Origin of the sequence: Aeribacillus sp. FSL W8-0870, from assembly GCF_037963755.1 — a bacterium.
GTDB classification, from domain to species: domain Bacteria; phylum Bacillota; class Bacilli; order Bacillales; family Aeribacillaceae; genus Aeribacillus; species Aeribacillus composti.
This window is the reverse complement of record NZ_CP150165.1, coordinates 2,047,783-2,074,764: the sequence shown is the minus strand read 5'-3', so window position 1 is coordinate 2,074,764 and position 26,982 is coordinate 2,047,783. Positions and strand designations below refer to the sequence as shown.

Here is a 26,982-nt window from a genome sequence, read left to right as displayed (position 1 = left end):
TTTTTAAAAGGAGTCAAAAAATGGAACAAAAACTCGACTTAATTTTAGAAAAAGTGATGTCTATTGACAATGATCTTAAAAATGTGCATGATCGACTGGATTATATCGGGACGCGATTGGACCAGGTAGATGATCGATTAAATCGGGTCGAAAATCGGTTGGATCGAGTAGAAGAGCGATTAGATCAAGTAGAAACACGCTTAAATCATGTTGAAGAGCGATTGAATCGGGTCGAAAATCGGTTGGATCGAGTAGGAGAGCGATTAGATCAAGTAGAAACACGCTTAAATTATGTTGAAGAGCGATTGAATCGGATTGAACAGGAACAAAAATCAATTAAACAAGCTGTAATGGAAACAAACAAAGAAATGAAAAACCTCCAAGAAAGCTTCAAATCTGTTTACGAAATTATTGGCGAACATGACGTTTCCATCCGTACGTTACGAAAAAAAATTATGTAACCTACAACCACCTCAAAAAGTGATAACCTCACTTCTTTTTTTAACCCTGTGCTATTTCCTGGAAATACCATACAAAAAGCAAAAATTTTTTCCCATTTTATTCAAAGAACCTGTATTTAAACTTTTATTCTGACCTTTGAAAATAAATAAAAAAACGTGCCCAATCATACAGTTCTCTATTTGGCATATTGTGCTAATGAATAACTTAGGATTGCTATGGCTGGTGAGCACGAGCACATTCAAAGCCGCCTCATCTTGATGTCTTCTCCATTTTTTTTACTAAAAGGATGTAAAAAATATTGAATACAATAAACTACTAATCTAAACTAATAGTTGATGAGGTAGAAAGACTTCCCTATGTTTCACTGGAGTTGATTTGATGATTGCTACTATGTATAAACGGAGAATGAAAGCAGCATTTGCTCTATCTTCTATAGTTATGCTCATTGGTATTTCTGTTTTTTCATCGATCGACCAGATTCTTTACAAAATTGGTTAAATCTTTCTTCAATAGGTATTGTAGGTCTTTTTTTGTTTTTTACCGGAGTTTCAAACCAGATGAAATATAGCAAGGTGAAAGATATTCAAATTCATGAGTCAAAAGCTTCCTTCCCTCCTTGAGTTGGATCATCTAGTTTTAAAAAAAGATCTTGGTTTTTTTCCTCGTCTCCTACTGTTTGAAAAAAGCGGCCATTTTGTTGGAACGATTAAGCCAATCCGTATTCCTTTTATTTTTTACCCAATGAGCCTGCTGCTTCGTGATTCACTGATCATGGCGCTTCCGATTACTTATGGTGTTTTTTCGAATAAAGGAAATGTGCTGTTTACCTTTAAGAGAAAAGGAATGAAAAAGTCGATTGTAACTGTAAAGAATGTACATGGCCGAAAACTGGGAGAATATGTACAAGAGGATTGGAAAAGTCTAGTCAACATAAAAGGTGAGCTGAGAGATGCTGATGATAAGCTGATTCTCCCTGTTAAGGTTAAGGCCTTTTCTGGTGATTTTACGTTAACAGATTCCGAAGGTCGGCAGTGGGCCCGTTTCTACAATGGATATTTCCCTCATGAATATACGAATATTTTTCGTGATGTGTACAATGATATCGTTGAGCTCTCTGACAACTTGTCGAAACATCATAAAATGCTTTTAATTGCAATGATTGGCTTTTTATTTTTGCAGCGCAACCAATAGTCTAGTGTTGTTTTGGGAGTTTTCCCGCTACCACTTTACGATTTCCAAATTAACAAAAAACTTTTTAAAATAGATCCAGTGAACTGCACGAGCTTACTAGTTGATGTGTGTAATAATAAATCCATGCAGGAAAAGATGCTCCTGCATGGATTTTTGTACTGAATATCGTCCTTACAACTAAATTTTTTTAGGGGGGTAAACGCATTATCACTTCCGGAGTGTCGAATTTATTATTTTAGCTGTATCAAAGAACATGTCAGATGTTTGATACAGTCTTTTAATCTATCAAAAGAGTTTTTATGGACAGTCAAGTTATTTCGTTAATGCAGGTTCATTTTGTGCACTTTCCTCTTTTTTTGGCATTTGGCGGACTCCAAATGCAACACGTTTAATGTTAAACAAGTGATTGACTGTAACATTGTCGTAAGCGTCAAATCTTGCACACCTTCTTGATGTGCTAATTTCATGAGATAATCTCCTCAAGATGAAATTGAAGGGGGTTTTTTTATGCCTAAGAATCCTGAATTACGAAAGGTTTGGGAACAACGAATCGCTGACTATCGTAAAAGCGGTCAAACTCAAGTAAACTGGTGCAAGGAAAATCAATGGAGTATTCACCAGTTTAAATACTGGTTAAGAAAAATTGAAAATCCAATAAAAAATCAAGGAAAGTCTACAAAATGGGCATCCGTTACCCTAGAAGATCATTCACAAACAGTTGAAAATTCATTACGGATTGAAATTAGTGGGATTTCAATTGAAGTAAAACCTGGTTTCGATCCGGCCTTTCTTTCAGAAGTGGTTAGGACGTTGAAATCAACATGTTAGTTGGTACAAGAGCTGAACGAGTTTACTTGGCAAAAGGAAGTACTGATTTGAGAAAATCCATTGATGGATTAGCTGCTTTGGTGAAAGAGGGATTTGATTTAGATCCCTTTTCATCAAGCTATTTTGTGTTCTGTAATCGAAAGCGAGATAAATTAAAAATTCTTCACTGGGACTATAATGGTTTTTGGCTTTATTATCGTCGATTGGAAAAAGGAAAATTTCAATGGCCAAATGAAAATGACACTGGAACGATACAAATTAGTTATCGGCAATTACGCTGGTTATTGGATGGTCTTGCAATGGAGCAAAAGAAAGCACACCCAGAAGTAAAGGCTAGAACAGTTATATGAATTTTTTACTTTTAACAAAAACCTTGGAGGAAAATAGCTAAAACCGTCGAATTATTACTACATGATGAAAAATTTAAAGAATCCTAACCAAAACCCATTTGAATTAATTGAAAAACTTCAACAGCAAATCGTTGAATTGACGGCGAAATTACAATGGTATGAAGAACAGTATCGTCTTAGTCAAAAACGAAAATTTGGCTCTTCAAGCGAAAAAACAAATCCTAATCAATTAGAACTACCTTTATTCAATGAAGCAGAGGTAGAGTCTAATGTAAAAGCCGAAGAGCCAACTGTTGAAACAATTACATATCGTCGTAAAAAGAAACGTGGTCAACGTCAAGCTACGTTTGAAAACCTGCCTATGGAAACGATTGAATATCGTTTACCCGAAGAAGAGCAGGTCTGTTCGTGTTGCGGTGAAAAAACACACGAAATGAGCACAGAAGTACGACAAGAATTAGTGATTATTCCGGCTCAAGTCAAAGTTTTAAAACACGTTCGATATGTCTATGGATGCCGTCATTGTGAGCGTAATGAAATAGAGACACCAATCGTTACAGCACCTGCCCCAAAATCTGTGTATCCAAAAAGTTTAGCTTCACCGTCAAGCATGGCCTATATTATGAATCAAAAATATGTAGAGGGGCTACCTCTATATCGCCAAGAACAACAGTTCAAACGATTAGGTGTGATCTTATCCAGGCAAACCATGGCCAATTGGATGCTTTATGGTGCCGAAAAATGGCTTGCGCCAATTTATCAACGAATGAAAGAGCATCTCCTCTCTAAAGACATTCTACATGCGGATGAAACAACTGTTCAGGTTTTACATGAACCTGGAAGGTCAAGTACATCGAAATCTTACATGTGGCTTTATCGGACTGGAAGAGAGGATCCACCACTTGTCCTTTATGACTATCAGGAAACTAGAGCAGGAGAACATGCCAAAGAATTCCTAAAAGGGTTTAAAGGATACCTGCATGTCGATGGATATGCAGGATACCATAAGGTATCCGGCGTAACATTAGTTGGATGTTGGGCTCATGCCCGCAGAAAGTTCGATGAGGCTTTAAACGTACTTCCTGAATCCAAACGTCATTCAGCAGTCACAGCTCGGGAAGGACTCAATTTCTGTAATCAGCTATTTGCCATCGAGCGTGATTTGAAAGAATGTACACCAGAAGAACGATATAAAAAACGACTTAAACACAGCCAACCATTGTTGGAGGCTTTTTCAGCATGGCTAAAAACAGAGAAAAGCAATGTTTTACCAAAGAGTCTATTAGGTCAAGCCATTACATACTGCCTCAACCAATGGGAAAAACTCGTGGCATTTTTAGAGGATGGACGTTTAGAAATCGATAATAATCGAAGTGAACGATCCATTAAACCATTTGTGATCGGAAGGAAGAACTGGATTTTTAGCAATACTCCGAAAGGAGCTAAGGCCAGCTCAATCATTTACAGTATTGTGGAGACAGCAAAAGAGAATAAATTAAATCCATTTTATTATCTTCGCTACTTATTTGAAAGGCTTCCCAATATGGATATAAGCAATATGGATGAGCTTGATCAACTACTTCCTTGGTCCAAAACAATTCCTTTGAATTGTCGGGTTTTTAATAACTTATCACAATAATAGTATTTAATCCCTATCATTAAAAGGTGGGGATTATTTTACGCTTACACATTGTCAGATGTAACGTTGTTGCCAATAGCACCGCAGCCAAGAGTCAAGGACGGTTTTACGTTCACTGTAGCGCCAATAGCGCCAAATGTTGTACCGGCATTTACAATGATACGTCCTGCTGGTTTATCGATTGTGTAAGCTTCGATTACTTTTTCATCCTCAGCGTGAATTCCGACTGTGTGACCAAGACCGCCTGCATCAAGAAGTTTTTGGGCAAGCTCGCTTGCTACTTGCATATCTTTCACTGTATAAAATGCTAGCGTTGGAGATAGTTTTTCAATTGAGAATGGATATTCTTTCCCAACTCCTGTTTCTTCTGCAACGATCACTTTCGCCTCGGACGGAACTTCAATACCTGCCATTTCACCAATCACTTGAGGTGACTTTCCTACAATTTTTGCATTCAGTCCACCGTTTACGAGAATGATGGATTCTACTTTTCGTTTTTCTTCTTCATTCAAGAAATAAGCGCCTTGTTTTGTCATCTCTGCAACAACTTTCTCTTTAATCGACTCATCCACTAAAAGAGCTTGTTCAGAAGCACAAATTGTTCCGTAGTCAAAAGTTTTGCTTTCAATAATAAGTTCAACAGCTTTTTCGATATTGGCACTTTCATGAATGTATACAGGTACGTTTCCAGGACCTACTCCGTATGCTGGTTTTCCGGAGCTGTAAGCAGCTCTTACCAATCCAGGACCGCCTGTGGCAAGGATGACATCAGTTAATTTATGCTTCATCAGCTCGTTTGTTGCTGCCAATGTTGGTTGGGTATTGCACAAAATCAAACCTTTTGGTGCTCCGGCACGCTCTGCTGCTTCTTGCATAATTCTTGCCGCTTCCGTTGTACATTTTGCAGCAGCTGGGTGAGGGCTGAAAATAATCGCATTTCCTGCTTTAACTGCGATCAATGATTTAAAAATGACTGTTGAGGTAGGATTTGTAGATGGAACAATTCCTGCAACGATCCCTACAGGTTGAGCAACTTCCCATACGCGGTTTTCTTCATCGCGACGAATAATCCCGACTGTTTTCACATCCTTGATAGAATTGTAAACATCATTCGCTGCGAACAGATTTTTTACTGTTTTATCAGGAACATTCCCGAAGCCAGTCTCTTCGACTGCCATAGCAGCCAATCGCTCAGCTTCTTCCCTTGCCGCTTTAACCATGCTTTCAACAATATGATCAATCTCGCTCTGATTCATCTTTGCCATTATTTTTTGAGCTGTTTTCGCTTCCTCAAGGTAATTTCTTACTTCTTGGATAGATTGTAAATCAATATCTCGCAACATCTTTGCTTCGCTCCCTTTCATAGTTTTCATTTCACTAGCAGATTCATATTGTCATGATCTCAAATGACACTATTTCAATTTTGTTCGCTTGAACAAGCATCATTTTTTGTGTTTCTGCCCTCACCTCCTCAAATGCTAGCAGTTTGACATCACTGATCCTTGTCATGACCACTTTATCGAACGACGATCTAATCTGATGTCGTCACCAATATGCAAAACTCCTTCTTCCAATACTTTCGCTTTTTGACAAAGAAGAAGCATTTCAACCACCCAAAAATTGATAACGATTACAAAAAAGCGGTTTCATAAAACCCGAAAATTTGTTGAAGTATATTTTTTATTTATTTAAATATCTAGAATCATCGATATAAATAATTACAAATCGATAATTCTCGATATCTGAATCTATAAATATAATAAAACAAAATAAAAAGGGATTCAAGCCAAAAGCAACAATTAAAAAATTAGGCCTATAAATCCCTTGATAATAATTCATTCAATTTTTTGATGTTCTCTTCATCCCTTTTATAATAAGTCCATTGCCCAACACGTTTTGCCTTTATTAATCCGGCATTTTGCAGCATCGATAAATAATGGGATACAGTAGATTGTGACAGTCCAACTTTTTTATGGATATCGCTCACACATACACCATCTTCGTGTATATCACCGTGCTGCGGTTTTGGAAAGTGAGCTTCTGGATTTTTGAGCCATTGTACGATTTGCAGCCTCGTTTCATTTGACAAGGCTTTAAACACTTCTATAAGTTCCATTGCTACCTCCAATTGACAATACTTATATTTCAAAACAACAGTTGCGGAATAAAATTTGCATTAACAGACAATAAAAACACGAACAACGACAATCCTAAAACGGAGGTTGATCGCTCTTGCATGGATAGATTAGCATATAACCAACAAATCTACAATACCTTGACGACTAGCTCTAATTGTTGACAGCGTGGCAGTGATCATTAGCCCCTAAAACGTAATTAATAATTTTATTATTAATTCAATAATACACGAAGCCCAACCATAAAAGCAAAATCTAAGTCTTTTAGCAATAAACTGCTTTATTTTCTGCAAAGCCCTGATAATAAAATTACATACAATTATAATCAACTTGATTCTTGAACAGTCAATCAGCCTCCTCAGCGCTTCAGTTCAAACACAACCTTATAAACATGTTTTCAGAGCAGCCAATCAAAGATGAACTGTTGAATCTTTGATCCGGATGATCGTAAAAACAAATTCATTGTTCCTTCTATAAGCGAAAGACAGCTATATTGAATGCGGGCAAAATCCTTTTCAGACACACTTGCAGAGCGAAATGGTTTTTAGATTGTGGTGAAAGCGCGCTGAACACCATTGCATGATCAGGCGAATCATTGCATATAGTTCATGTTTGTTTTCATCATACACTTGATCACTATAGCATCCTTATCATCCAAGTAAGAGCTCCAAATATTCTCTCTTTGTTTTCCTAACTTTAAAACCAATAAATGATACGCCATAATTATTATACATCTTGATTCGTTTTTTCGAATCACACATGGAAGTTTTTTCACTGACGGCTTAAAAAATATCGATCCAAATTTTCGCTGCCGTCGCTAAAATTAAGACAGCTAAAATTACGCGGAGTACTTTTGTGCTCATTTTTTGCTGCTTTTGCACCTAAAGGAGATGCAATCAAACTTGCAATGACCATAATTATCGCAGGAATGAATTCAACTTGGCCCGTTGTGATTTTTGCAAATGTCGATCCGATTGAGGAAATAAACGTGATCGCTAATGAGGAGGCAATCGTCATTTTCGTTGGAATTTTTAGAACAGAAAGCATAATCGGCACTAATAGAAAAGCTCCTGCCGCCCCGACGATTCCAGATCCAATTCCGATCAAAAATGAAAGCGAAACTGCCAGGCATTTATTGAAGCTCACCATGTCTAATGGAATATCATCCATCCCTTTATTTGCTACGAACATCATCAAAATAGCAAATGCTGCTAAAATGCCGTATACAAGATTAATGCTTCCTTCACTCATTATCCTAGAAACATATCCGCCAATGAAACTTCCAATTAAAATACTGCTCCCCATATAAAAAATTAACGACTTATTTAAGTATCCACCTTTCCGATAGACTAAAACACCGCCAATCGTCGTAAAAAATACTTGGACGGCACTAATTCCCGATACTTCATGGGCGCTGAACTCGGCAAGCCCAAAAAGCGGGGGCAGGTAAAGAAGCATCGGATATTTAATAATGGAACCGCCAATCCCAACCATACCGGAAAGGAAGGAACCGATAAAGCCAATAAGAAACATTACGATAATAAAATTGAACGTTATTTCCATTGATATACTACTCCTTTGATGTTGTTAAAATCGGGGGGCCGTATATGCACCCCGCTAGTAAGTGAATTATCCTTTTTAATTCGACAATGATCGATCATGTTCTTCTTTTTCATCATCGTATGTCTATTGCTTGATGCCCAAGGCGATAAATGAATTTTCGTCCCATAATGCAATCAACCATCGATTAATTCACAATAAGGAACAATTCAATATTGAGAAATTTCGCCTTTCATTTTCCAATTGCAAAATAGTTCGCATGTATACTACAAAAATGTTTTTTGTTGTTTAAAGATTTTTTGTACCTTTATCATATATTTGTATATTGATAACCAACTGTTCAATCATTGTTCAAGCGATCCATTCCATTCTGACATACCGGGGACAATATTCCATACGTTTGAAAACCCTTTTTCTGCTAATTTCTGGGCTGCCAAACTACTGCGCGTTCCCGTGCGGCAGACGACATAAATGGTCTTATCTTGCGGGAGTTCCTTGATCCGTGGTGTTAGTCTAAATTATGGACACACAGAATTGAGAAGTTTATAGTTAATATAATAATTCAAGGGAGTGTGGCCATAATGGCAAAGCGATTTGATAAAGAATTTAAAGAAGGAGCAGTAAAATTAGTTTTAGAAGGTGGAAAACAAATTACAGCAACGGCTAGACAACTAGATATTTCACCAAAAACCTTACATAGATGGGTGAGTGATTATAAAAAGGATCCAGTAAATAGTTTTGTTGGGAGTGGCAACTTAAAACCTGAGGATGCAGCTATGCGTGAATTAAATAAGCGTATAAAGGATTTGGAGGAAGAGAACGCAATCTTAAAAAAGGCTATGGGCATCTTCGCCAAAAACCAGAAGTAATATATGACTTCATTGAAAAACACCAACACGAGTTTCGTGTAGCGAAGATGTGCCAAGTATTAGGTGTTGCAAAAAGTGGATATTATGCTTGGAAAAAGCGTGAAAAGAGTCAACAAAAGAAACGAAAAGAAAAGCTAACAGCTAAGATTAAACGTGCACATTTAGAATCAAGAGGCCTATATGGTAGTCCTAAAATTACAAAGGTACTTAACGAACAAGGAACGAAGGTCTCACAAAAGACGGTCAGCCGTATTATGTGTGAGAACAATATTCGCTCAAAAACTATGAAAAAGTATAAAGCAACAACCAATTCGAAGCATAACTTGCCAGTTTATCCGAACTTATTAAATCAACAGTTTGAAGTAGACAAACCAGGTAAAGTGTGGGTTGGGGATATTACGTATATTTGGACTCGTGAAGGATGGCTGTATTTAGCTACGATAATGGACTTGTTTTCAAGGCGGATTATTGGTTGGTATATGAGTAAAAGAATGAACAAAGAGTTAGTAATAACAGCATTAGAACGAGCAATAAGAACTCAACCACCTAAGGAAGGGTTGGTCCATCATTCAGATCGCGGTAGCCAGTATGCATCTAAAGATTATCAAAAGTTATTACGTGAACATCATATCAAGACAAGTATGAGCAGAAAAGGAAATTGTTACGATAACGCTTGCATGGAATCGTTTCATAGCGTAATCAAGAAAGAACTTGTTTTTCTTCAAGACTATCAAACTCGTAAGCAAGCGGAACAAAGCATATTTGAATATATTGTGAGTTTTTATAATGATCAACGGATTCATTCTTCTAATAATTATATGTCTCCTATTGCGTATGAAAAACTCTATTACAGTAGGAATCAAGATATTACAACCTCTAGATAAGATTGCGAGTGAAACTCTCAATCTTATCTAGAGGCCACCAAGCGAAAGCGCGGTAGAGTTCAAAGTGAAAATCTTAATTTTTTGTGTCCATATTATTGACATAATACCACCGTTCCTCCAATTCTCCAAGAGGAATTGACACGGCACCAGGAATATGCCCAAATGCAAACTCTGCCGGTTCACGGACATCTAAAATGATAATTGACGGATCATGTATTTTGTCTGCTAATTCTTCATTGCGAATAACATGGGGGAATTTCGCTTCATTCTTTGCCTCGCTCTCACTTGCTCTACGAATATAGTGCTTTAATATCCTCTCTTCTTCAATTGTACCGAGATAGTGATGTCCAGTGCTTTCTGCCCATGCTTTCATATCCGCTTTCGATCCTTTGTCTGTTGCTTGTACCTCCAGTACTTGTCCAGGCTGCAACTTATGAATCGCTTTTTTCGCTTTGACAATCGGCAGCGGACAAGACAACCCTTTAGCGTCTATTGTCATATCTACTTGAATCATGACTTTCTCCTCCTTAAATAATGGGAACTATTCTACAGGATCTTCTTATTTATGCATCAATTTCTGCAACTTTCCGATAGTTTTCGGCTCGTCTGCTTTTTCCTTCATACAGCAGGCGAGAGTAGTTTCTTTTTCTGTATCTAGTTCATTCTCCGAAACTTGAATAGTCAGGGCGTAATATTTATGGAACTAGAAATTTTCCTGAATCGACTTCTTCTAGTTCATGAACATCAATAACATTGAATGTTTTCCTTTTATGGAACAACGCCTCAAATTTCTTTAGCAGAATAGTTGTTTCATAGCAACCTTTATGACCAAGAGTTCATGCCGCCTTTTACATTGGTTACACGCTGAAATCCTAATTTCTTTAATAATTTGCTTGCTTTGGCGCTTTTCATTCCACTTTGACAAATCACAATGACTTCTTTATCTTTTGATAGTTCATGAACTCGTTTTGGAAGCTCGTGAAGCGGAATATTTTTAAAACCAGGAATATGGTTCGTATGAAACTCAATAGGTGTGCGTACGTCAATGTAATGAACATCTTTTTTTCGTAATTCCTTCTTTAATTGCACTACTGATATGATTCGCACTCCTTTTATGGGCAGAAACCGATTGACAACGAACCATATCACCAATAGAACTAGACCAATATTAATAATGGTTTGAACCATAAGCCCCACCTTAAATAAACAAATTGACATTTCCTTCAGAAGCATCTGCTAAATACGCAGCAACCCCTGCAAATTCGATGCCGTCTATTAATTCATCCTGTTGGAGTCCTAAAAGATCGACTGTCATTTGGCAAGCAACCAGCTTTATTCCTTGTTCTTTTGCCATATCGATTAATTGCGGCAGCGGCATGGCATTATGTTTTTTGATTACCCGCTTAATTAGCCTCGGTCCTATTCCGCCAAAGTTCATTCGCGAAAGTCCCATGCGATCCGCACCACGCGGCATCATTTTCGCAAACATTTTTTCTAACAATCCTTTTTTCACCGGAACTGTCGAATCTTTACGCAATGCGTTAAGCCCCCAGAACGTATGAAAAATTGTAACCTCATGGTCATAGGCAGCAGCGCCGTTCGCGATAATATACGCTGCCATCGCCTTATCATAGTCACCGCTAAACAAGATGATCGTTGTTTTTTTCTTTTGCTCCGTCACTTTGTTTCCACCTTCTTCTCAAAATACTCATAGGGGTATAAAGATAGCAAAAATTATCCCTTTTTGATCCAAAACGTAAAAACGCCATTTTCTTCTTTCATATTAACAACCGTATGTCCACTTGCCTTTGCCCAAGCGGTCAAATCGTTTTTGGAACCTTTATCCGTTGTATGCACCTCTAAAACTTGACCAGCTTCTAACTCATCAATTGCTTTTTTTGCTCTTACGACTGGCATTGGGCATGCAATACCCTTTGCATCTAATACTTTATCTGCATTCATTGTCAATGACCTTCTTCATTACCATTACCCCTATATGTATATTAATAGGGATAAAAAAATCTGTCAACTTTTCAAAGAAAAGTTGACGAATTTTTAACGACTTTTTACCAACAGCTCTACAGCTTCTTTTACTAGGTGTTCCGTTTTTTCCCCATTTTCTAAGCTTTCACGGATACATTGCTCTAAATTGGAACTTACAATAACGGCAATAGTGCGATCAATAGCGTTTCGTGCAGCAGAAAGTTGAGAAATCACGCTTTTGCAGTCCTTTTCTTGTTCCATCATACCAATAATCCCTTTTACTTGTCCTTCAATTCGTTTTAGGCGGTTTTTGATCTCTTTGCTGTATTCCATTTGGCATTTCTCCTTTCTTTGCAAGGACAATCGGCCATTGAATAGCTCTTCACTTTAAAACCGCGGCTGCGCAAAAAGCGAATGCCTAAATTTTTTCCTACTTCATCACTTGCAATCACATGGATTGGTTTATCAGGAATTTCATAAACATGCCGTTTTAAATAAGCAAACGGTATGTGAAAGGAATTCGCAATGGGATAATGATTTGTTTTTTCGTTGTAATCACGAAGATCTAGAATCGTTAAAGAATTTATACTTTCATCGCGGTAGTCAACACACGGAACTCCTCTTACTGGATAATACCGCCGATAGACAGATATTGATAACAAAATAAATAAAGCCAAAAGCAGTATTCCTTCCAATTTTTCTTTTCACCTCATTCATTGTTTTTATTTATGAACAATTATATACATGTATAAGTATATAATCAACCGATTTATTTTTCTAAACAAATTTTGGAACAGAGGCATTTTCTTTATTTGTTAGTTATCAATATAGCTTTCCCTTTACTTAATTTAAAAAATATTTGCGGAGGGAGAAAAAGGAGACTCGGCATGAATGACTCAAGTCTCCTTTTTTTAATCATTACCGGACTGCCCAACGGTTTGGACCGATTTCCATCTCGCGTTGCTGCTCTTCATCTGGATGAAGCTTTCCCATATTTGTTTGCCGAATTTCCTGATAAGCATTCGGTTGCGGAGGCAAGTTTTCCGTCACCGTTTTTCGAAACTCTTCTTCGCTCGCGATATTGAGACCATGATTTTTTGCGTACAACATACCTAATGTAGTACCAACACTACCATCGTCATTCATTTCACCCGGTACCATAAAATGTGCAGGCAAAACCAACAGGTCATCTGCTAATTGTTTATAGCGCTCATATAATGTCTTGCGCAAATCCCCACCCAATCCTGCGCTTTTCCAGCCAAATCCGGACGACCGATCGAATCGATAAATAAAACATCTCCCGTTAGTAAATATTGGTCATCTATAATAAACGAAGTGCTGCCAATTGTATGTCCCGGTGAGTAAACAGCTTCGATCACTGCATGACCGACCTGAATGCGGTCCTCATCTTGAATCGATGCATAGGAAAAGGTCACTTCTGTCGCATCTTTTGGAGGCAAATAGTACGTCGCTCCCAATTGTTCAGCTAACTTGCGGCCGCCGGAAATATGGTCTGCGTGCAAATGGGTATCAATGACATATTTAATAGAAATCTCGCGTTCCTTCGCAAACTCAACGTATACATCCGTCATGCGATTTGTATCAATAAGCGCACCTTCTCCGTTTGATTCGATCAAATAGGACAGGCAGCCTTTCCCGAGACGGACAAATTGATAAATCGCACCGCCGTTTTTCAGCTCAGCGATTTTGACCGGTTGTAAATGCTCGCTCCACGCTTTCATACCGCCTTCAATGGAATAAACATGTGAAAAACCTTCTTGTTCAAGCTGTTCGGCAACAAATAGCGATGATCCTTATAGAGCAGCTAGTCACATTTTATTTCCAATCCGGATAAAGATCCGTGCGTCGATCACGCCACGTGGTGACAGAACCGCTTTCGAGAACCTGATATAACAGCTCTAAATCGAGATCAGCGGTTACAATCATATCATGATTGATTTCTCCTTCTACCAAGATGCCGCGCGGAGGAAATGGGATATCGTTCGGTGTAATCACCGCCGCTTGCCCAAAATTTGCCCTCATGAAATCAACCGTAGGAAGGGAACCTACCGTACCAGTGGTGACGACATAAACTTGATTTTCGATTGCTCTCGCATGGCTGGTGTAACGAACACGATAAAATCCGTGACGATCATCGGTGCATGAAGGGCAGAAAATGACATCAGCCCCTTTCGCCTTTGCCATTCGAACGATTTCTGGAAATTCGATGTCATAGCAAGTCAACATCGCAATGGTTCCCTTGTCTGTTTCGAACACCTGCAAGCTTTCTCCAGGAGACATATTCCATTCCTTTACTTCCGTCGGAGTGATATGAAGCTTTGGCTGTTCGGCAACTCTTCCGTCTGGATAGAATAAATGAGCAACGTTGTATAATCGTCCGCCTTTACGGATGACATGGGTTCCTCCAATAATATGCATCTTTGTTTGCTTAGCCAAATTAATAAATAAAGACCGATATTGTTCTGTAAAATCAGGAAGATCTTGAATGGTCAAAGGTTGCCCTTGCTGGTTGCCAATAGACATTAGCTGGGTGGTGAAAAATTCCGGAAACAAGACAAAATCCGCCCCAAACTCTTCGGCTGTTTTAATATAATGTTCTACTTGTTTGGCAAATTCCTCAAACGATTGGATGGTATGAAGATGATATTGAACTGCTGAAACTCTCAGTTTCATAGTCTCCCCCTCTCTTGTTATCCATCTAGTAACGTTTCGCCCCAGTCAGTGGCGATACTGATATTATTAGACACATCATTCAATTTAACAAGTACACACTTTTGTGTTACATAGTGTGGAAAAGTATACTAAAAGAGGATAAACGAAAAAAAGGAGAATAAAAAAGAAGTCTGTAGAAACGATGAGGGATCTGATGATAGAGGCGATGCTTTGTGATCTGCAACCACATACATACAAAAAAACCAACGGACAGTGGATCTTTCATAAAGATGGTTGTCCGCTGGTTTTTTAACGTCTAATATAAACTTATTGCTTTCTTCATCTCTATATCGATAAGTGTGCATTTTCTATGAAAATTGCCTGCCTATAAAAGTATATTAAGGAGTACGAGCAGGGAGTTTTCGAAGCTTTAAAGGAGGAAAGTTTTTTCTACTTGGCGGCCTCATTGATTTTTACTTGACCTTTGACAACAGTCTCCATATAGTTTCTGCCCCATTCATACATAGCATCAAGAATTGGCATCAGACTTTTTCCATGCTCGGTCAGTGAATATTCTACTTTTGGTGGAACAACAGGATAGACTTCGCGATGAACAATTTGATCTTCCTCCAGCTCTCGCAACTGGTTAACAAGCATTCTTTGGGTGATCCCCGGCATGAGAGCTTTTAGTTCACTAAACCGCTTCTTTCCCCCTTTTCCTAGATGCCATAAAATAAGCATTTTCCATTTACCGCCTATAACAGAGAGTGTTAATTCTTTTTCACAGTTATACGTCTTGCCGCAAACGTGTCCCATCGTTTCACCTCCCATGTTTATTACAGCCCATGGTATACTCATTTTCACTTTATAATAATAAAACACATACTGTCAAATAAATGTATAAAGTGCGTACTTCTCAATAAATTTTATACGCATTATACTAGCATCTGTAAACCAATTACGAGCACTGGAGGGAGCAGCATGAATCGTTTTACTATTCCGCGCGATATTTATTTCGGAGAGAATGCTCTCGATGTTTTAAAAACGCTGGAAGGAACAAAAGCTGCCCTCGTCTTTGTTGAACTTTCATGAACGAAAAAATACAAGAACAAGACCTTCTTCCTGTTCACAAAAATACCAATTCTTGCAATGTAGTAAACCTTGTTACATCTGCTCTATCAGCTTTATTCTTTTTGAAAAATGTTTCAAAAAGACAGGGGGGATAACATTGGATTCGATGACCTTTGTCTTGTTTGGGGCAACAGGTGATTTAGCTAAACGAAAAATTTTCCCTGCATTATATAATTTATTTCTCGACCAAAAAATGCCTCAGTCGTTTTCCGTTATTGGGGTGAGCAAAAGAGAATTATCCGATGTTGAATTTCAAGCATATGTGGAAAATTCATTAAGAACATTTTCTAGACGTTTGACAAATGACCGTTCCAAAATGGAAGAGTTTCTCCATGCGTTTCGTTATACTTCTTTAGATGTAACGAATGCCCAAGGGTATAAAAAGTTGCTTGAAATGGTTCAACGACGTGAAAAAGAATTGAATATTCCTGAAAACCGCATGTTTTATTTATCTGTTGCGCCGGAATTTTTTGAGGTGATTGCAGCAAACATCAAGGAAAGTGGACTAGGATCCGCCAAAGGTTGGAAACGCCTGATTATCGAAAAACCGTTTGGTCACGATGTAAAATCAGCGCAAGATTTAAATAAAAAGTTAAGTCAAGCTTTTGAAGAAGACGAAATTTATCGAGTAGATCATTACCTTGGGAAGCCGATGGTCCAGAACTTGGAAGCTATAAAATTTGCCAACTCTGTATTTCAAGCAATCTGGAACAATCAGTATATAGCCAATGTACAAATTACAGCTAGCGAAACGGTTGGAGTTGAAGAAAGAGCAGGTTATTATGACCAGGCAGGGGCCATTCGCGATATGGTTCAAAATCATATGTTACAATTGTTGATGATGACCGCTATGCACCTTCCAAAACGGATCAGCGCAAAAGACATCCGGAATGAGAAAAGAAAAATCATGGAATCTCTTCGGCCAATACAGAAAGAAGAAGTAAGTTTACACGTTGTTCGCGGTCAATATGGTCCTGGAGAAATCGATGGAAAACCAGTTGTCGGATATAAAGAAGAACCCGGAATAACTGCTTCTTCAACAACGGATACGTTTGTTGCGGCTCGTTTGTGGATTGATGATGAGGTTTGGAGAGGGGTACCATTCTATATCCGCACAGGTAAAAGAATGAAGGAAAAGTCCACACGTATTGTGATTGAATTCAAAAATCCATTAAAGGAATGGTATTTACCGAAAAATGAGAAAACAGCTCCTAATCTTTTAGTGATTCAAATCAATCCGAACGAAGGAGTTTCATTGCAATTAAATAATAAAAATGTATTAAACGATGGAAGGATTGAACCCGTCCATATGCACTTTACGACTAATCAGAAAGATGTACCCGAAGCCTATGAGCTCTTGATTTTCGACTCTTTATGCGGTGATTCGACTTTCTTTGCTCATTGGAACGAAGTTGAACTATCTTGGAAGTGGGTTCAACCCATTTTGGATGCATTTGAGGAGAATCTCCTTCCTCTTCACTCATATCTTGCAGGTTCGATGGGACCAGAAGCTTCTCATCAATTATTGGAGGAGGCCGGATTTCATTGGTGGTAGTTAAGCATGACTATAGGTTGTCAATATAAGAAATAGAAGCCACATTTAACAACAAATTTTCCTTACCTTATAAGATTAAAGACGTTTTTAGGAGGTCATTAACATGAAAATCGGGTTAATCGGTTTAGGAAAAATGGGATTCAACTTAGGTAAAAATCTCATCGACCATAAGCACGAAGTAGTAGCGTTCGATGTAAATGCAAATGCGGTTGAAGAAATAAAAAAATATGGAGCCAAAGGCGTATCTAATTTAGAGGAGCTCGCTCTATCATTAGAAAAACCAAGAATTATTTGGATCATGGTTCCACACACAGTGGTTGATTCGGTAATTGGCGAAATTACACCATTTTTAAGCAAAGGAGACATTGTCATTGATGGCGGCAATTCTCACTATAAGGAATCGATTCGTCGTTATAACGAACTAAAGGAGATTGGAATTCACTTTATGGATGCCGGAACCTCTGGTGGAGTGGAAGGTGCTCGTAACGGAGCGTGTTACATGGTTGGAGGGGATTCTGAAGCTTGGAACGTTGTCGAGCCTCTTTTCCGAGATACCGCTGTGGAAAATGGGTATTTATATACAGGAAAAGCAGGTAGCGGCCACTTCTTAAAAATGGTCCACAATGGGATTGAATACGGGATGATGGCGGCCATTGGTGAAGGATTCGAAATATTGGAGAAAAGTGAATTCGATTATGACTACGAAAAAGTGGCAAGAGTGTGGAATCACGGTTCTGTTATTCGTTCATGGCTCATGGAATTAACAGAACGCGCCTTTTCTAAGGATGCAAAATTAGAGGAAATCAAAGGGATTATGCATTCTTCCGGTGAAGGAAAATGGACAGTCGAAACGGCTTTAGATCTACAAACCGCTACTCCTGTCATCGCTATGTCTTTATTGATGCGGTATCGTTCATTAGAAACCGATACATTTACAGGCAAAGTGGTAGCCGCTTTACGCAACGAATTTGGTGGACATGCTGTAGAAAAAAATGAGGAGGAATAAGCCGTTATAATCATTTGAAGCATCTCCAGAAAAAACTTTTAAGGAAACAGCATAAAACTCCTCTATTTTCGATCAGAGAAATACAACTATCCATTCATGATAAATGAACTTCTCAATTTGAAAAAGCTGACTCTAAACGATCACGTGTAGGGTGACCGTTTGTGCCAGCTTTTTATTTCCGATAATAATCGCACGAAAACCGTCTGACAAGCCGATGCGGGATAATAATGCGCTTAATCGGTTCGTTCGGGTTAGCGATTTTTTCGATTAAGTTTTTCGTTGCTTCGTAGCCGAGTTGGAAGATATGAATGTCGACCGAGGTTAACGGCGGGCGCGACATTTCCGCCAGCAGCGTGTTGTTGAAGCTGACGATCGAAATGTCATCGGGAACGCGCAGTCCCATTTCATCCAATGTCTTCAGCACGCCTAAGGCCATTAAATCATCGGCAACGACGAGCGCTGTCGGCGGCTCAGCGAGCGAAAGCAGCTCTTTCATCGCTTCTTGGCCGCCTTCCTGCAAAAATTCTTCGTGCATGATATAGTCTTCGCGATAAGGAAGGCCCGCTTCTCTCAAAGCCTCCTCGTAACCATGCAATCGGTCGACAGTCACTAAATATTGCTTATTGCCGCCGACAAAAGCGATTCGTTCATGGCCGCGCGCGATCAAATGCTCCGTCGCTTCTTTGCCCGCCCGGTAATTGTCATTATCGACATGGGTGATTTGTTCTTCCTTTTGATGCGGCTTCCCGATGACGACAAATGGGAATTGATGTTTTTGCAAATATTTCATCAGTCTATCATTGATGCGCGAATATAATAAAATCACTCCGTCGACGCGGCGGCCTTGAAGCATGTCCACAACCCCTTCGTAAATTTCTTTTTCTTTTTCGCCTGTGGACATTTGCAAAGCGTATTTTTTTTCATGTGCTGCTTTGCTGATGCCGCGGATGACTTCTGGAAAGAACGGGTTTTGCAGCGCCTGTTCCGCTGCGCTTGGCATGACAATGCCGATCACCTGTGTTGCTTGATTGGCCAAACTGCGCGCAATAAAATTCGGATGATAGCCAAGTTCTTTCATTGCCTGTCGCACTTTTCGCTTCGTCTTCTCACTAATTCGCGGACTGTCGGCAATAACGCGGGAAACCGTGGAGGGAGCCACGTTTGCTCGTTTTGCAACATCTTTTATCGTAACGTTCATCATTTACTCCCCCATTCGATGCTCATTCACTTTGGATGAGTAGGATACGCTGATGAGGATCAAATATCGCATTTTGTTCGTTTCCATCGATCGTGACTTTCGTCTGTTCCGTCGCGTGATGAATTGCAAAAGAGAGCTTCCAACTTGGTTGATACGTTCCTTCGCTTTTCGTTACGATATGCACGGAATTTTCGCCATATTCGACCTCAATATACATGCGTAAATAATCTCCCTTTTCGTAAGAGAACGTTTGTCCGTCATCATCATACAGTACATACGTCGCTTTGCCACCATTGGCCTTATAAATATGAACAGTCCGATGTTCGTCCGGCATTTCTGTCGAACGCTTAACGTCACCTAAGGCAATAGCCGATCCTTGTTTAATGAAAATTGGCAATGTCTCTAAATCCGCAGAAATTAAATGGTATTGGCCGCCTTCTAGCACTTCGCCTGTCCAATAATCCACCCAGTTTCCTTTCGGGAAATAAGCGACGCGACGGGTCGTGCTCGGCGTCATGATCGGCGCAATTAATACATTGGCACCAACGAGAAATTCGTCATACAGATTATACGTGTTTTCATCATCCGGGTACTCGAAAAACAATGGTCTCATGACAGGTGCCCCTGTTTCATGTGCCTCCGCAAACAATGTATATAAATGTGGAAGCCACTGATAGCGCAATCGAATATATTTTTTTATGATGCGCTCATATTTTTCCCCAAACGCCCACGGTTCTTGACGGCGGAACCCAATCGCGCAATGATTGCGAAAATATGGCGTAAACGCCCCTACTTGCATCCATCGCGTCAACAGCTCTCCATTCGTGTTATGGGCAAAACCGCCAACATCCGGACCGCAAAACGCAACTCCAGATAATCCTAAGTTCATACACATCGGCAGTGACATTTGCAAGTGTTCCCAGAAGCTGCGATTATCCCCCGTCCATACCGCGGCATAGCGCTGAATGCCGGAAAAGCCAGCGCGTGTTAATAAGAACGGGCGCTTTCCGTTTAATAATTTTTTCATTCCTTTATACGTTGCTTCTCCCATCATAAAGCCATACACGTTATGAAGCTCGCGATGCGTTTTCGGATCGCCGTCGTTGTCGTGTATCACTTTGACGTCCATCGTTTTCGTTTCGTTAAAAACGGATGGTTCGTTCATGTCGTTCCAAATGCCTTCAATGCCTAAATCCGTATAAAATTGGTGCTTTTCTCCCCACCATTTTCGCACCTTTTTATTTGTAAAATCCGGAAACGCGCTCTTGCCCGGCCAGACTTCTCCAAAATAAACGTTTCCTTCGATATATTTGCAAAAATAATCATGGCGAATGCCTTCCTGGTAAATGACGTATTCTGGGTCTTCTTTCACTCCGGGATCGACAATCGGAACAACACGAATTCCTTTTTGTTTTAAATCGGCAATGAGCTGCTTCAGATTCGGAAAACGGTTACGGTCAAACGTAAACACGCGATAGCCATTCATGTAATGAATATCTAAATAAATGACATCAAGCGGAATGTCTTTTTCGATAAACGTTTGTGCGATCTCTCTTACTTCTTGTTCGGTTTCATAGCTATAGCGGGATTGATGATACCCGAGTGCCCATTTTGGCGGAAGCGGCATTCGGCCGGTAAGATCCGTATATTGTTCTAACACGTCCTTTGGCGTTGGACCAGCAAAAACGTAATAATCAATGGCCCCTCCTTCTGCGGAAAAACAATACTCATCGGTCGCTGTTTGAAAATCAAATGTTGTTTTGTACGTATTGTCAAAGAAAATGCCATGCGCACTTCCATTTCGCACCGTCATAAAATACGGATGGGATTGGTATAACGGGTCCGTTTCCGGATTGTGTGGCGCATACACATCCGTATTCCACATCGTCATTGTTTCGCCACGCTTATCGAGGAACCCTGTTTTTTCACCAAATCCGTAAAAATGGTCAGCTTCATCCATCATTTTAAAACAGCATACTTCTCCTTGGTAGGTAAACGCCATCCCCTTTTTTCCTTCCGCAACAAGCAGTCGTCCATGATTGTCGTAAATGCGGACGCGAAACGGTCGTTTTTGCAAAACAACCGTCAGTTTTGCCGATGTTAACGTCACCTCTTCCTCGGTTTCATGTACGGAGGCATCTACTTTTTCCGGCTCTTTTACGACAGCGACACTTGTGGACAAACTTGTTTCGCCAAAAGGGTTGAAGGCGATACGGACAATATCTTCACGGTAAAATCGAATTTTGACGATTCCTGTGTCGCAATGGAATGAAAATACGTGTTCCGTATGAGAAAATGTATGCATATTCCCGATGTCGATCCGGTGCGTTTCTTGCGTTTTGTCATCTTGTTCCGGCTGAATGGCGAAGCTTGTATCCTCGAGCATCTTTTTTCCCTCCTAGGTTGTCTGTTTTGACCTTTTCTTTACATAATATAAAAACAACCCAAATAGCACATAAATGGCAATTAACGTTGCAATAAATGGAATATTGAGCCCCGTCTTTTTCGCAAGCACATAAATTTCCGCTGTCTCGCGATTTAAAATGAGATCATATCCGTCGCGATCGCTTCGGACTAAATCTCCTGCCAGCAGTCCGCGTAGTTCTTTTCCCGGGGCAAGTTGATTGTTTGTCAAATGAACCTTTCGTGTTTTTCCGGTATTGTTAATGGCAATGACCGCTGTTTCGTCTTTATACGTCCGCTTAAAGACAGCCATACCGTTTTTTTCATATAACAATGTAAAATCGCCGCGCCGTAGCGATGGTAGCTGTTGGCGCAGTTCCCCTAATTTTTTAATATAATCAATGATTTCCTTGTCAGTACGGAAATTCATTAAGCGACGATTATCCGGATCGTTCCCGCCGTCCATTGCAATTTCTGTTCCATAATACATAATCGGAATGCCCGGTGCAGAGAACAAATACGTTAAACCGAGCTTAATTCTCGTTATTGGATTTTGCTTATTTTCTATCGCAAGTCTTGTAAAACGTACCGTATCATGATTGTCTAAAAATGTTCCAAGCAAATACGGGCGATCGTAAAATGTTTTGTCATACTCCCATACGTCGTAAAGCGGCCGCAACGATTGATCGCGCTTGCTGAACACTTTCGTGATTTCGTTGTAAAGCGGATAATCGACAAACCCGTCGATGCCGTATTTTCCATAGTCGGCAATATAACGCGGGTCATCATTCCATACTTCTCCAAGCAGGAAAAAGTCTTTTTTCACCGATTTCACTTCTTTGGCAAACTCTTGCCAAAACGATTTCGGGACGTGTTTGACTGTATCAAGGCGATAACCGTCAATGTCCGTTTCTTTAATCCACCATTTGGCCATATTGATTAAATAGCGCTTTACTTGTGGATTTTCTTGCGCTAAATCAGGCAGTCCGAACACCCAGCCGTTTTCCACTTGTTGTTGGTCATCCCAGTTAAAAATGTCGTTTTTCTCATGAAACCAATCTTTCTTCGCTGGGTCGTTCAGCCATGGATGGTGGTAGCCGGTATGGTTGGCGACAAAATCCAGAATCACCTTCATGTTGCGTTTATGCGCTTCTTTCACTAACGTTTTTAAATCTTCCATCGTGCCAAAATGCGGATCGACTTTGTAAAAGTCTTGAATCCAATACCCATGATAGCCGCCCGGTTCATTTTTAAAAATCGGTGTCAGCCAAATCGCCGTAAATCCCATATCTTTAATGTAGTCTAGTTTGGCGGTCACTCCTTTTAAATCACCGCCGTGATATCCTTTTGGATCATTGACATTAACGTCTTGGTCATTCGTCGGATCCATGTTGTTAAAGCGGTCGACCATAATAAAATAAATTGCCTCATCTTGCCATGTCCGTTCTTCTTTTTCAGCAGCTTGTACCGGAACCGCACAAAAAAGAAGAAACGGAAGCATAAATAAAGCGAATACTCGATTCCCCATTTCCGCTTCCCCCCTTTATCTCTAGTATCGTTTGACTCATCGGAAAGGGGTAATACCAATTCTATCATAACGGTTATTACCCTTTTGTTCCACCTGCTGTTAAGCCAGAAATTAAATAACGTTGCAAGAATAAGAATACGATGGCAATCGGCGCAGCAATTAAAATAGAACCAGCGGCAAAACGAGTAAAGTTATTGGCAAATCGGTCGCTAATAAAGTTAAACAATCCGACTGCAAGCGTATATTTTTCTGGATCGCGTAAAACGATTGATGGCAATAAGAAATCCGTAAACGGTGCCATAAAATTGAACAGCGCCACAACCGCTAAAATCGGTTTCGCAAGTGGAAGCATAATTCGGAAAAACACAGCCAAATGTCCTGCACCATCAATGCGTGCCGCCTCATCAAGCTCGCGTGGAATCGTGTCAAAATACCCTTTAACAAGCCAGGCGTTAAACGGAATTTGCCCACCGACATAAATGAGAATAAGTCCCCATAGAGAGTCTAAAAGCCCAAGCATATTTAGTAAAATATAAAGTGCGACCATCGCCATCAATGACGGAAACATTTGTAGCACAAGAAATAAATATAATCCCATTTTCCGTCCAACAAATTGGTAGCGGGAAAACGCATAAGCAATTAATGCTGTAAAAAAGACAGATAAAATAGAATTGGCAAATGCAACGAATAAGCTATTTTTATACCATAGCAAATAATCACTCTGCGGGCTTGTAAATAACCATTTATAATGTTCCAAAGACGGCTTTTCTGGAATTAACGATGCAGAATATAAGCTCGTTCCCGGATTGAATGACATGCTAATGGTCCAAAGAAGCGGATATGCGATAATAACAAACATAAATGCAATAAATAAATAAATCAACGTGACTTCGATTCGTGATTTTGTTTTTCGACTCATTAAATGTTCCCCTCCTCTTTAAAGGAACGTGTACGTCTAAATTGGTATAAAGCAAAGCCGCCCACAATCAATCCGATAATAATGGAAATCGCTGCAGCCATATTGTAGTTGTTTGTCGTAAACGTTAAATCATATACCCAAGAAATTAAAATATCGGTTCCTCCGGCATTTTGACCACGCACTGCCGGACCGCCATCGTTGAATAAATAAATAATATTAAAGTTATTAAAGTTGCCGGCATACTGCATAATCAATAGCGGAGCCGTCGCATAGAGCACATGCGGCAATGTAATCGAGCGAAACTTTTGCCAGCGAGAAGCTCCGTCGATGTCCGCCGCTTCGTACCAATCGCGGGAAATGCTTTGCAGCACGCCAGTAAATAAGGCAAATACAAACGGGAAGCCTAACCATGTTTGAATCAAAATTAAGGCGACTTTTGTCCAAAACGGGTCGTTCATCCATGGAATCATCACGCCAAATGCGCTTAAAATATCGCGGTTAATCGCTCCGAATTTATCGTTAAACATCGCTGCAAACACGAGAATCGTCACGAACGCTGGAACCGCCCACTGCAAAATTAATACAGTCCGAATGAACCGTTTAAATTTAATGCGCGGGTCATTGACTAAAAGGGCTAAAAATAATCCTAGCGCAATTTGCGAAGTGGTAGCGACAATTGTCCACACAATCGTCCAAGAAAATACGCTGAAAAATGTATTTTGCCAAATTGGCACGGATACTAAGTTTTTAAAGTTTTCAAACCCAACCCAATGCAACAAATGGCGCGGTGGAGAATTATATAAGTTATAATCAGTAAACGCTAGGGATACCATAAAAAGTAGAGGTAGCACGACAATAAATACCAGCATGACAAGACCAGGAGTGACAAATACATATGGGAATCCTTTATCCCAAGCGTTTTTGCAAGATTCGATCAGCGACGGAAACGGTTCTCCACGTTGAAGGCGAAGCGCATCTTTCCGCGCGTCCATAATATTAAAATAGTAAAGAGCGGCCGCAAATGCGATGATAATGACAGAAACTAGACCTTGAATTAACAAGAAAATCGAATGATCGACTTTCGGAATTTCCCCTAATGTAATGAGTCCCCATAATCCAATGTTTAAAAAGTTATAAAACGTCATCAAAAAAGCTGCTTCAATGATAATAAATAAAATCCCTTTGACATAGCGCCGATTGTATAATTGCCCTAAGCCAGCAAAAAGGACCGATAACACAACGGCAACAACCGGATTATGCCGCACCCTTTTTTCAGGCATGTTGTATCCCCCCTATACGTGATAAGAATGGTGGATAGAGAGCTCTATCCACCAAATTATTACGTCATTTTCCACCGCTTGCTGCGATTTTATCTTGAATCGTTTTTACTGCTTCCGTTAATACTGCTTTTGGATCATCACCTTTTGCGATGAATTGTAACGCATTGCCCATTGGATCCCATACTTGTGACATTTGCGGTACGTTTGGCATTGGCTCTCCGTATTGAATTTGCTCTGCAAATCCGGAAATTAATGGGTCATTTTTAATTTTTTCATTTGTTAACGCTTTTTCATTTGCTGGCATTTCACCAGCAACTTCATAGTAATGAAGTGAATTTTCTTCGTTAGTCACAAATTTCATAAAGTCCGTCGCCCATTCTTTGTTCTTCGAATAAGCAGATAACATCCATGTTTTCACACCGACAAACGATTTTGGATGTTCGCCATTTTCTAATACTGGAAGTGGAGCAGTCGCTAATTTATCCCCTAACGCATCACGATATATGGCAATGTTCCATGGGCCACTAATAACCGTCGCTACATTTCCTTTTGTAAATAAGCCGTTCATAATATCTTCGTTAATTTCTTTTGGAATGTATCCATTTTTAAACCAAGATTGAACAAGTTCGGCCCCTTTTACAGCTCCATCATTTGCCAACCCGATATCGCTTGTGTCGACTTTGCCATCTTTGTTATGGAACACGTAGCCTCCATACCCTGCAAAGAATGGATAGACAAAATAGAAGTTTGCTGCTTCCATCAAGAAACCATATTGGTCTTTTGCAGCATTTGTTTTTTCTTTCGCAATTTTCATAAGATCTTCCATCGTTTTCGGAGCTTCAGGTACTAAATCTTTGTTGTAGAATAGACCGTATGTTTCCACGACAAAAGGTACACCATAAGTTTGACCGTCATAAGTAACCGCATCAATTGCTGTTTTGTTATATTCGCTTTTTGCATCACCAAGATCAACTGGATCAGCTAAACCTTGGAGAACAATGTCACCAATGCGGTCATGCGGCTGGAAAAACACGTCTGGACCTTTTCCTGCCGGACCGTCCAGCGCTATTTTTTTCACTTGATCAAGCATGTTCGCAGCGACCATTTCAATTTTGATTCCTGTTTTCTCTGTGTATTTTTTAAAGATATCGCTTAATGCCTGTTTTTGCTTTTCTTCATCATTTACCCAAACAACTAATTTTTCTGGTTTTTTTACATTTTCTGTTGTAGTTTCCTTTTTATTTTCTTTCACTTGTTCGGTATCACGCTTTGGACCACACGCAGCCAAAACGCCGATCAGAAGAATCATCACCATAAACAATGAAACAACTTTTTTCATATATCCCCCTCCTAAAAGTTAATTCACTTATAGCGCAATCGCTTGTATT

General features: G+C 39.6%; 24 protein-coding genes and 4 pseudogenes. 8 read left to right on the top strand and 20 right to left on the bottom strand.

Going from position 1 to position 26,982, the window contains the following annotated elements:
• Positions 1-20 precede the first annotated feature (20 nt).
• Together NSU02_RS10000 and NSU02_RS09995 are read left to right on the top strand one after the other, a co-directional pair.
• On the top strand, positions 21-461 hold the full coding sequence (locus NSU02_RS10000; RefSeq protein ID WP_158640187.1) for a hypothetical protein: 441 nt from the start codon (positions 21-23) through the stop codon (positions 459-461).
• Positions 462-1,053: 592 nt separating this feature from the next.
• The gene (locus NSU02_RS09995) at positions 1,054-1,653 is read left to right on the top strand and encodes a hypothetical protein (RefSeq protein WP_339192803.1); all 600 of its coding nucleotides are present in this window, start codon (positions 1,054-1,056) and stop codon (positions 1,651-1,653) included.
• A 320-nt stretch (positions 1,654-1,973) separates the two neighbouring features.
• Here NSU02_RS09995 and NSU02_RS09990 read toward each other — a convergent pair whose 3' ends face one another.
• Positions 1,974-2,120 carry a hypothetical protein gene (locus tag NSU02_RS09990; protein WP_339192802.1) on the bottom strand — a complete coding sequence of 49 codons (147 nt, stop codon included), beginning with the start codon at positions 2,118-2,120 and terminating at the stop codon, positions 1,974-1,976.
• A gap of 40 nt (positions 2,121-2,160) precedes the next feature.
• Between NSU02_RS09990 and NSU02_RS09985 the strand changes: the two genes are divergently transcribed.
• From NSU02_RS09985 to NSU02_RS09975, 3 genes are all read left to right on the top strand, one after another.
• Positions 2,161-2,481, top strand: coding sequence for a hypothetical protein (locus NSU02_RS09985; protein WP_003352856.1), 321 nt, complete (start codon positions 2,161-2,163; stop codon positions 2,479-2,481).
• Positions 2,475-2,831 (top strand): IS66 family insertion sequence element accessory protein TnpB, encoded by a 357-nt coding sequence (gene tnpB / locus NSU02_RS09980; RefSeq protein ID WP_003352857.1) that lies wholly within the window; start codon positions 2,475-2,477, stop codon positions 2,829-2,831. The genes NSU02_RS09985 and tnpB overlap by 7 nt, the downstream gene beginning before the upstream one ends.
• A 61-nt stretch (positions 2,832-2,892) precedes the next feature.
• A complete protein-coding gene (locus tag NSU02_RS09975; protein WP_094245431.1) occupies positions 2,893-4,470 on the top strand; it encodes an IS66 family transposase in 1,578 nt (525 codons plus the stop codon).
• 44 nt (positions 4,471-4,514) lie between these two features.
• On the opposite strand, the gene NSU02_RS09970 is transcribed toward NSU02_RS09975, so the two are convergent.
• From NSU02_RS09970 to NSU02_RS09955, 4 genes and pseudogenes are all read right to left on the bottom strand, one after another.
• A complete protein-coding gene (locus NSU02_RS09970; protein ID WP_339192801.1) occupies positions 4,515-5,813 on the bottom strand; it encodes an aldehyde dehydrogenase family protein in 1,299 nt (432 codons plus the stop codon).
• 470 nt (positions 5,814-6,283) lie between these two features.
• Positions 6,284-6,586: a metalloregulator ArsR/SmtB family transcription factor gene (locus NSU02_RS09965; RefSeq protein ID WP_094245798.1), complete on the bottom strand. Its 303-nt coding sequence runs from the start codon at positions 6,584-6,586 to the stop codon at positions 6,284-6,286.
• Between the two features lie 801 nt (positions 6,587-7,387).
• Positions 7,388-8,168: pseudogene (locus NSU02_RS09960) on the bottom strand (sulfite exporter TauE/SafE family protein).
• 341 nt (positions 8,169-8,509) lie between these two features.
• Positions 8,510-8,668: pseudogene (locus NSU02_RS09955) on the bottom strand (rhodanese-like domain-containing protein); the annotation flags it as partial.
• A 78-nt stretch (positions 8,669-8,746) separates the two neighbouring features.
• Between NSU02_RS09955 and NSU02_RS09950 the strand changes: the two are divergent.
• Positions 8,747-9,918 (top strand): IS3 family transposase gene (locus tag NSU02_RS09950; protein ID WP_249026639.1). Its coding sequence is split into 2 segments (ribosomal slippage): positions 8,747-9,005 and positions 9,005-9,918, totalling 1,173 coding nucleotides; the frame shifts between segments, so codons are not numbered across the junction.
• 109 nt (positions 9,919-10,027) lie between these two features.
• On the opposite strand, the pseudogene NSU02_RS09945 reads toward NSU02_RS09950, so the two are convergent.
• From NSU02_RS09945 to NSU02_RS09905, 9 genes and pseudogenes are all read right to left on the bottom strand, one after another.
• A pseudogene (locus NSU02_RS09945) lies at positions 10,028-10,432 on the bottom strand (sulfurtransferase TusA family protein); the annotation flags it as partial.
• Between the two features lie 308 nt (positions 10,433-10,740).
• Positions 10,741-11,106, bottom strand: a complete 366-nt coding sequence (locus NSU02_RS09940) for a rhodanese-like domain-containing protein (protein WP_339192800.1) — start codon at positions 11,104-11,106, stop codon at positions 10,741-10,743.
• Between the two features lie 10 nt (positions 11,107-11,116).
• A complete protein-coding gene (locus NSU02_RS09935) occupies positions 11,117-11,539 on the bottom strand; it encodes a DsrE/DsrF/DrsH-like family protein (protein WP_339195749.1) in 423 nt (140 codons plus the stop codon).
• 113 nt (positions 11,540-11,652) lie between these two features.
• On the bottom strand, positions 11,653-11,880 hold the full coding sequence (locus NSU02_RS09930; protein WP_339192799.1) for a sulfurtransferase TusA family protein: 228 nt from the start codon (positions 11,878-11,880) through the stop codon (positions 11,653-11,655).
• 93 nt (positions 11,881-11,973) lie between these two features.
• Entirely contained in the window at positions 11,974-12,234 is a 261-nt protein-coding gene (locus NSU02_RS09925) for a metal-sensitive transcriptional regulator (protein WP_063389517.1), read from the bottom strand.
• On the bottom strand, positions 12,201-12,596 hold the full coding sequence (locus tag NSU02_RS09920; protein ID WP_311067281.1) for a sulfurtransferase: 396 nt from the start codon (positions 12,594-12,596) through the stop codon (positions 12,201-12,203). The genes NSU02_RS09925 and NSU02_RS09920 overlap by 34 nt, the downstream gene beginning before the upstream one ends.
• A 223-nt stretch (positions 12,597-12,819) precedes the next feature.
• Positions 12,820-13,715, bottom strand: a pseudogene (locus NSU02_RS09915) (MBL fold metallo-hydrolase); the annotation flags it as partial.
• A gap of 22 nt (positions 13,716-13,737) precedes the next feature.
• Positions 13,738-14,595: a carbon-nitrogen hydrolase family protein gene (locus NSU02_RS09910; protein WP_339192798.1), complete on the bottom strand. Its 858-nt coding sequence runs from the start codon at positions 14,593-14,595 to the stop codon at positions 13,738-13,740.
• A gap of 429 nt (positions 14,596-15,024) precedes the next feature.
• Positions 15,025-15,390, bottom strand: a complete 366-nt coding sequence (locus tag NSU02_RS09905; protein ID WP_339192796.1) for a winged helix-turn-helix transcriptional regulator — start codon at positions 15,388-15,390, stop codon at positions 15,025-15,027.
• A 412-nt stretch (positions 15,391-15,802) separates the two neighbouring features.
• Here NSU02_RS09905 and zwf point away from each other — a divergent pair, with 412 nt between their 5' ends.
• The gene (gene zwf, locus NSU02_RS09900; RefSeq protein ID WP_339192795.1) at positions 15,803-17,260 is read left to right on the top strand and encodes a glucose-6-phosphate dehydrogenase; all 1,458 of its coding nucleotides are present in this window, start codon (positions 15,803-15,805) and stop codon (positions 17,258-17,260) included.
• A gap of 103 nt (positions 17,261-17,363) precedes the next feature.
• Positions 17,364-18,266, top strand: coding sequence for a phosphogluconate dehydrogenase (NAD(+)-dependent, decarboxylating) (gene gnd, locus NSU02_RS09895; RefSeq protein ID WP_181555732.1), 903 nt, complete (start codon positions 17,364-17,366; stop codon positions 18,264-18,266).
• Positions 18,267-18,438: 172 nt separating this feature from the next.
• Here the strand turns inward: gnd and NSU02_RS09890 are convergent, their stop codons facing one another.
• From NSU02_RS09890 to NSU02_RS09865, 6 genes are all read right to left on the bottom strand, one after another.
• Entirely contained in the window at positions 18,439-19,464 is a 1,026-nt protein-coding gene (locus NSU02_RS09890; RefSeq protein WP_094245766.1) for a LacI family DNA-binding transcriptional regulator, read from the bottom strand.
• Between the two features lie 22 nt (positions 19,465-19,486).
• Positions 19,487-21,850, bottom strand: coding sequence for a glycoside hydrolase family 31 protein (locus NSU02_RS09885; RefSeq protein WP_090950136.1), 2,364 nt, complete (start codon positions 21,848-21,850; stop codon positions 19,487-19,489).
• Positions 21,851-21,862: 12 nt separating this feature from the next.
• Positions 21,863-23,395, bottom strand: coding sequence for an alpha-amylase family glycosyl hydrolase (locus NSU02_RS09880; RefSeq protein WP_090950134.1), 1,533 nt, complete (start codon positions 23,393-23,395; stop codon positions 21,863-21,865).
• Positions 23,396-23,471: 76 nt separating this feature from the next.
• Positions 23,472-24,314: a sugar ABC transporter permease gene (locus NSU02_RS09875; protein WP_012749390.1), complete on the bottom strand. Its 843-nt coding sequence runs from the start codon at positions 24,312-24,314 to the stop codon at positions 23,472-23,474.
• Positions 24,314-25,594: a sugar ABC transporter permease gene (locus tag NSU02_RS09870; protein ID WP_339192792.1), complete on the bottom strand. Its 1,281-nt coding sequence runs from the start codon at positions 25,592-25,594 to the stop codon at positions 24,314-24,316. The genes NSU02_RS09875 and NSU02_RS09870 overlap by 1 nt, the downstream gene beginning before the upstream one ends.
• Before the next feature lie 64 nt (positions 25,595-25,658).
• A complete protein-coding gene (locus NSU02_RS09865) occupies positions 25,659-26,933 on the bottom strand; it encodes an extracellular solute-binding protein (RefSeq protein WP_339192791.1) in 1,275 nt (424 codons plus the stop codon).
• Positions 26,934-26,982: the final 49 nt, after the last annotated feature.

Bases quoted from the DNA above. Each gene is read 5' to 3' on its own strand.
- NSU02_RS09870 (WP_339192792.1), bottom strand. From the start codon at position 25,594: ATGCCTGAAAAAAGGGTGCGGCATAATCCGGTTGTTGCCGTTGTGTTA.
- gnd (WP_181555732.1), top strand. From the start codon at position 17,364: ATGAAAATCGGGTTAATCGGTTTAGGAAAAATGGGATTCAACTTAGGT.
- NSU02_RS09935 (WP_339195749.1), bottom strand. From the start codon at position 11,539: ATGGCAGCGTATATTATCGCGAACGGCGCTGCTGCCTATGACCATGAG.
- NSU02_RS09925 (WP_063389517.1), bottom strand. From the start codon at position 12,234: ATGGAATACAGCAAAGAGATCAAAAACCGCCTAAAACGAATTGAAGGA.
- NSU02_RS09965 (WP_094245798.1), bottom strand. From the start codon at position 6,586: ATGGAACTTATAGAAGTGTTTAAAGCCTTGTCAAATGAAACGAGGCTG.
- NSU02_RS09875 (WP_012749390.1), bottom strand. From the start codon at position 24,314: ATGAGTCGAAAAACAAAATCACGAATCGAAGTCACGTTGATTTATTTA.
- NSU02_RS09885 (WP_090950136.1), bottom strand. From the start codon at position 21,850: ATGCTCGAGGATACAAGCTTCGCCATTCAGCCGGAACAAGATGACAAA.
- NSU02_RS09910 (WP_339192798.1), bottom strand. From the start codon at position 14,595: ATGAAACTGAGAGTTTCAGCAGTTCAATATCATCTTCATACCATCCAA.
- NSU02_RS09970 (WP_339192801.1), bottom strand. From the start codon at position 5,813: ATGTTGCGAGATATTGATTTACAATCTATCCAAGAAGTAAGAAATTAC.
- NSU02_RS09905 (WP_339192796.1), bottom strand. From the start codon at position 15,390: ATGGGACACGTTTGCGGCAAGACGTATAACTGTGAAAAAGAATTAACA.
- NSU02_RS09990 (WP_339192802.1), bottom strand. From the start codon at position 2,120: ATGAAATTAGCACATCAAGAAGGTGTGCAAGATTTGACGCTTACGACA.
- tnpB (WP_003352857.1), top strand. From the start codon at position 2,475: ATGTTAGTTGGTACAAGAGCTGAACGAGTTTACTTGGCAAAAGGAAGT.
- NSU02_RS09995 (WP_339192803.1), top strand. From the start codon at position 1,054: ATGAGTCAAAAGCTTCCTTCCCTCCTTGAGTTGGATCATCTAGTTTTA.
- NSU02_RS09975 (WP_094245431.1), top strand. From the start codon at position 2,893: ATGATGAAAAATTTAAAGAATCCTAACCAAAACCCATTTGAATTAATT.
- NSU02_RS09930 (WP_339192799.1), bottom strand. From the start codon at position 11,880: ATGAATGCAGATAAAGTATTAGATGCAAAGGGTATTGCATGCCCAATG.
- NSU02_RS09940 (WP_339192800.1), bottom strand. From the start codon at position 11,106: ATGGTTCAAACCATTATTAATATTGGTCTAGTTCTATTGGTGATATGG.
- NSU02_RS09865 (WP_339192791.1), bottom strand. From the start codon at position 26,933: ATGAAAAAAGTTGTTTCATTGTTTATGGTGATGATTCTTCTGATCGGC.
- NSU02_RS09880 (WP_090950134.1), bottom strand. From the start codon at position 23,395: ATGGGGAATCGAGTATTCGCTTTATTTATGCTTCCGTTTCTTCTTTTT.
- NSU02_RS10000 (WP_158640187.1), top strand. From the start codon at position 21: ATGGAACAAAAACTCGACTTAATTTTAGAAAAAGTGATGTCTATTGAC.
- NSU02_RS09985 (WP_003352856.1), top strand. From the start codon at position 2,161: ATGCCTAAGAATCCTGAATTACGAAAGGTTTGGGAACAACGAATCGCT.
- NSU02_RS09890 (WP_094245766.1), bottom strand. From the start codon at position 19,464: ATGAACGTTACGATAAAAGATGTTGCAAAACGAGCAAACGTGGCTCCC.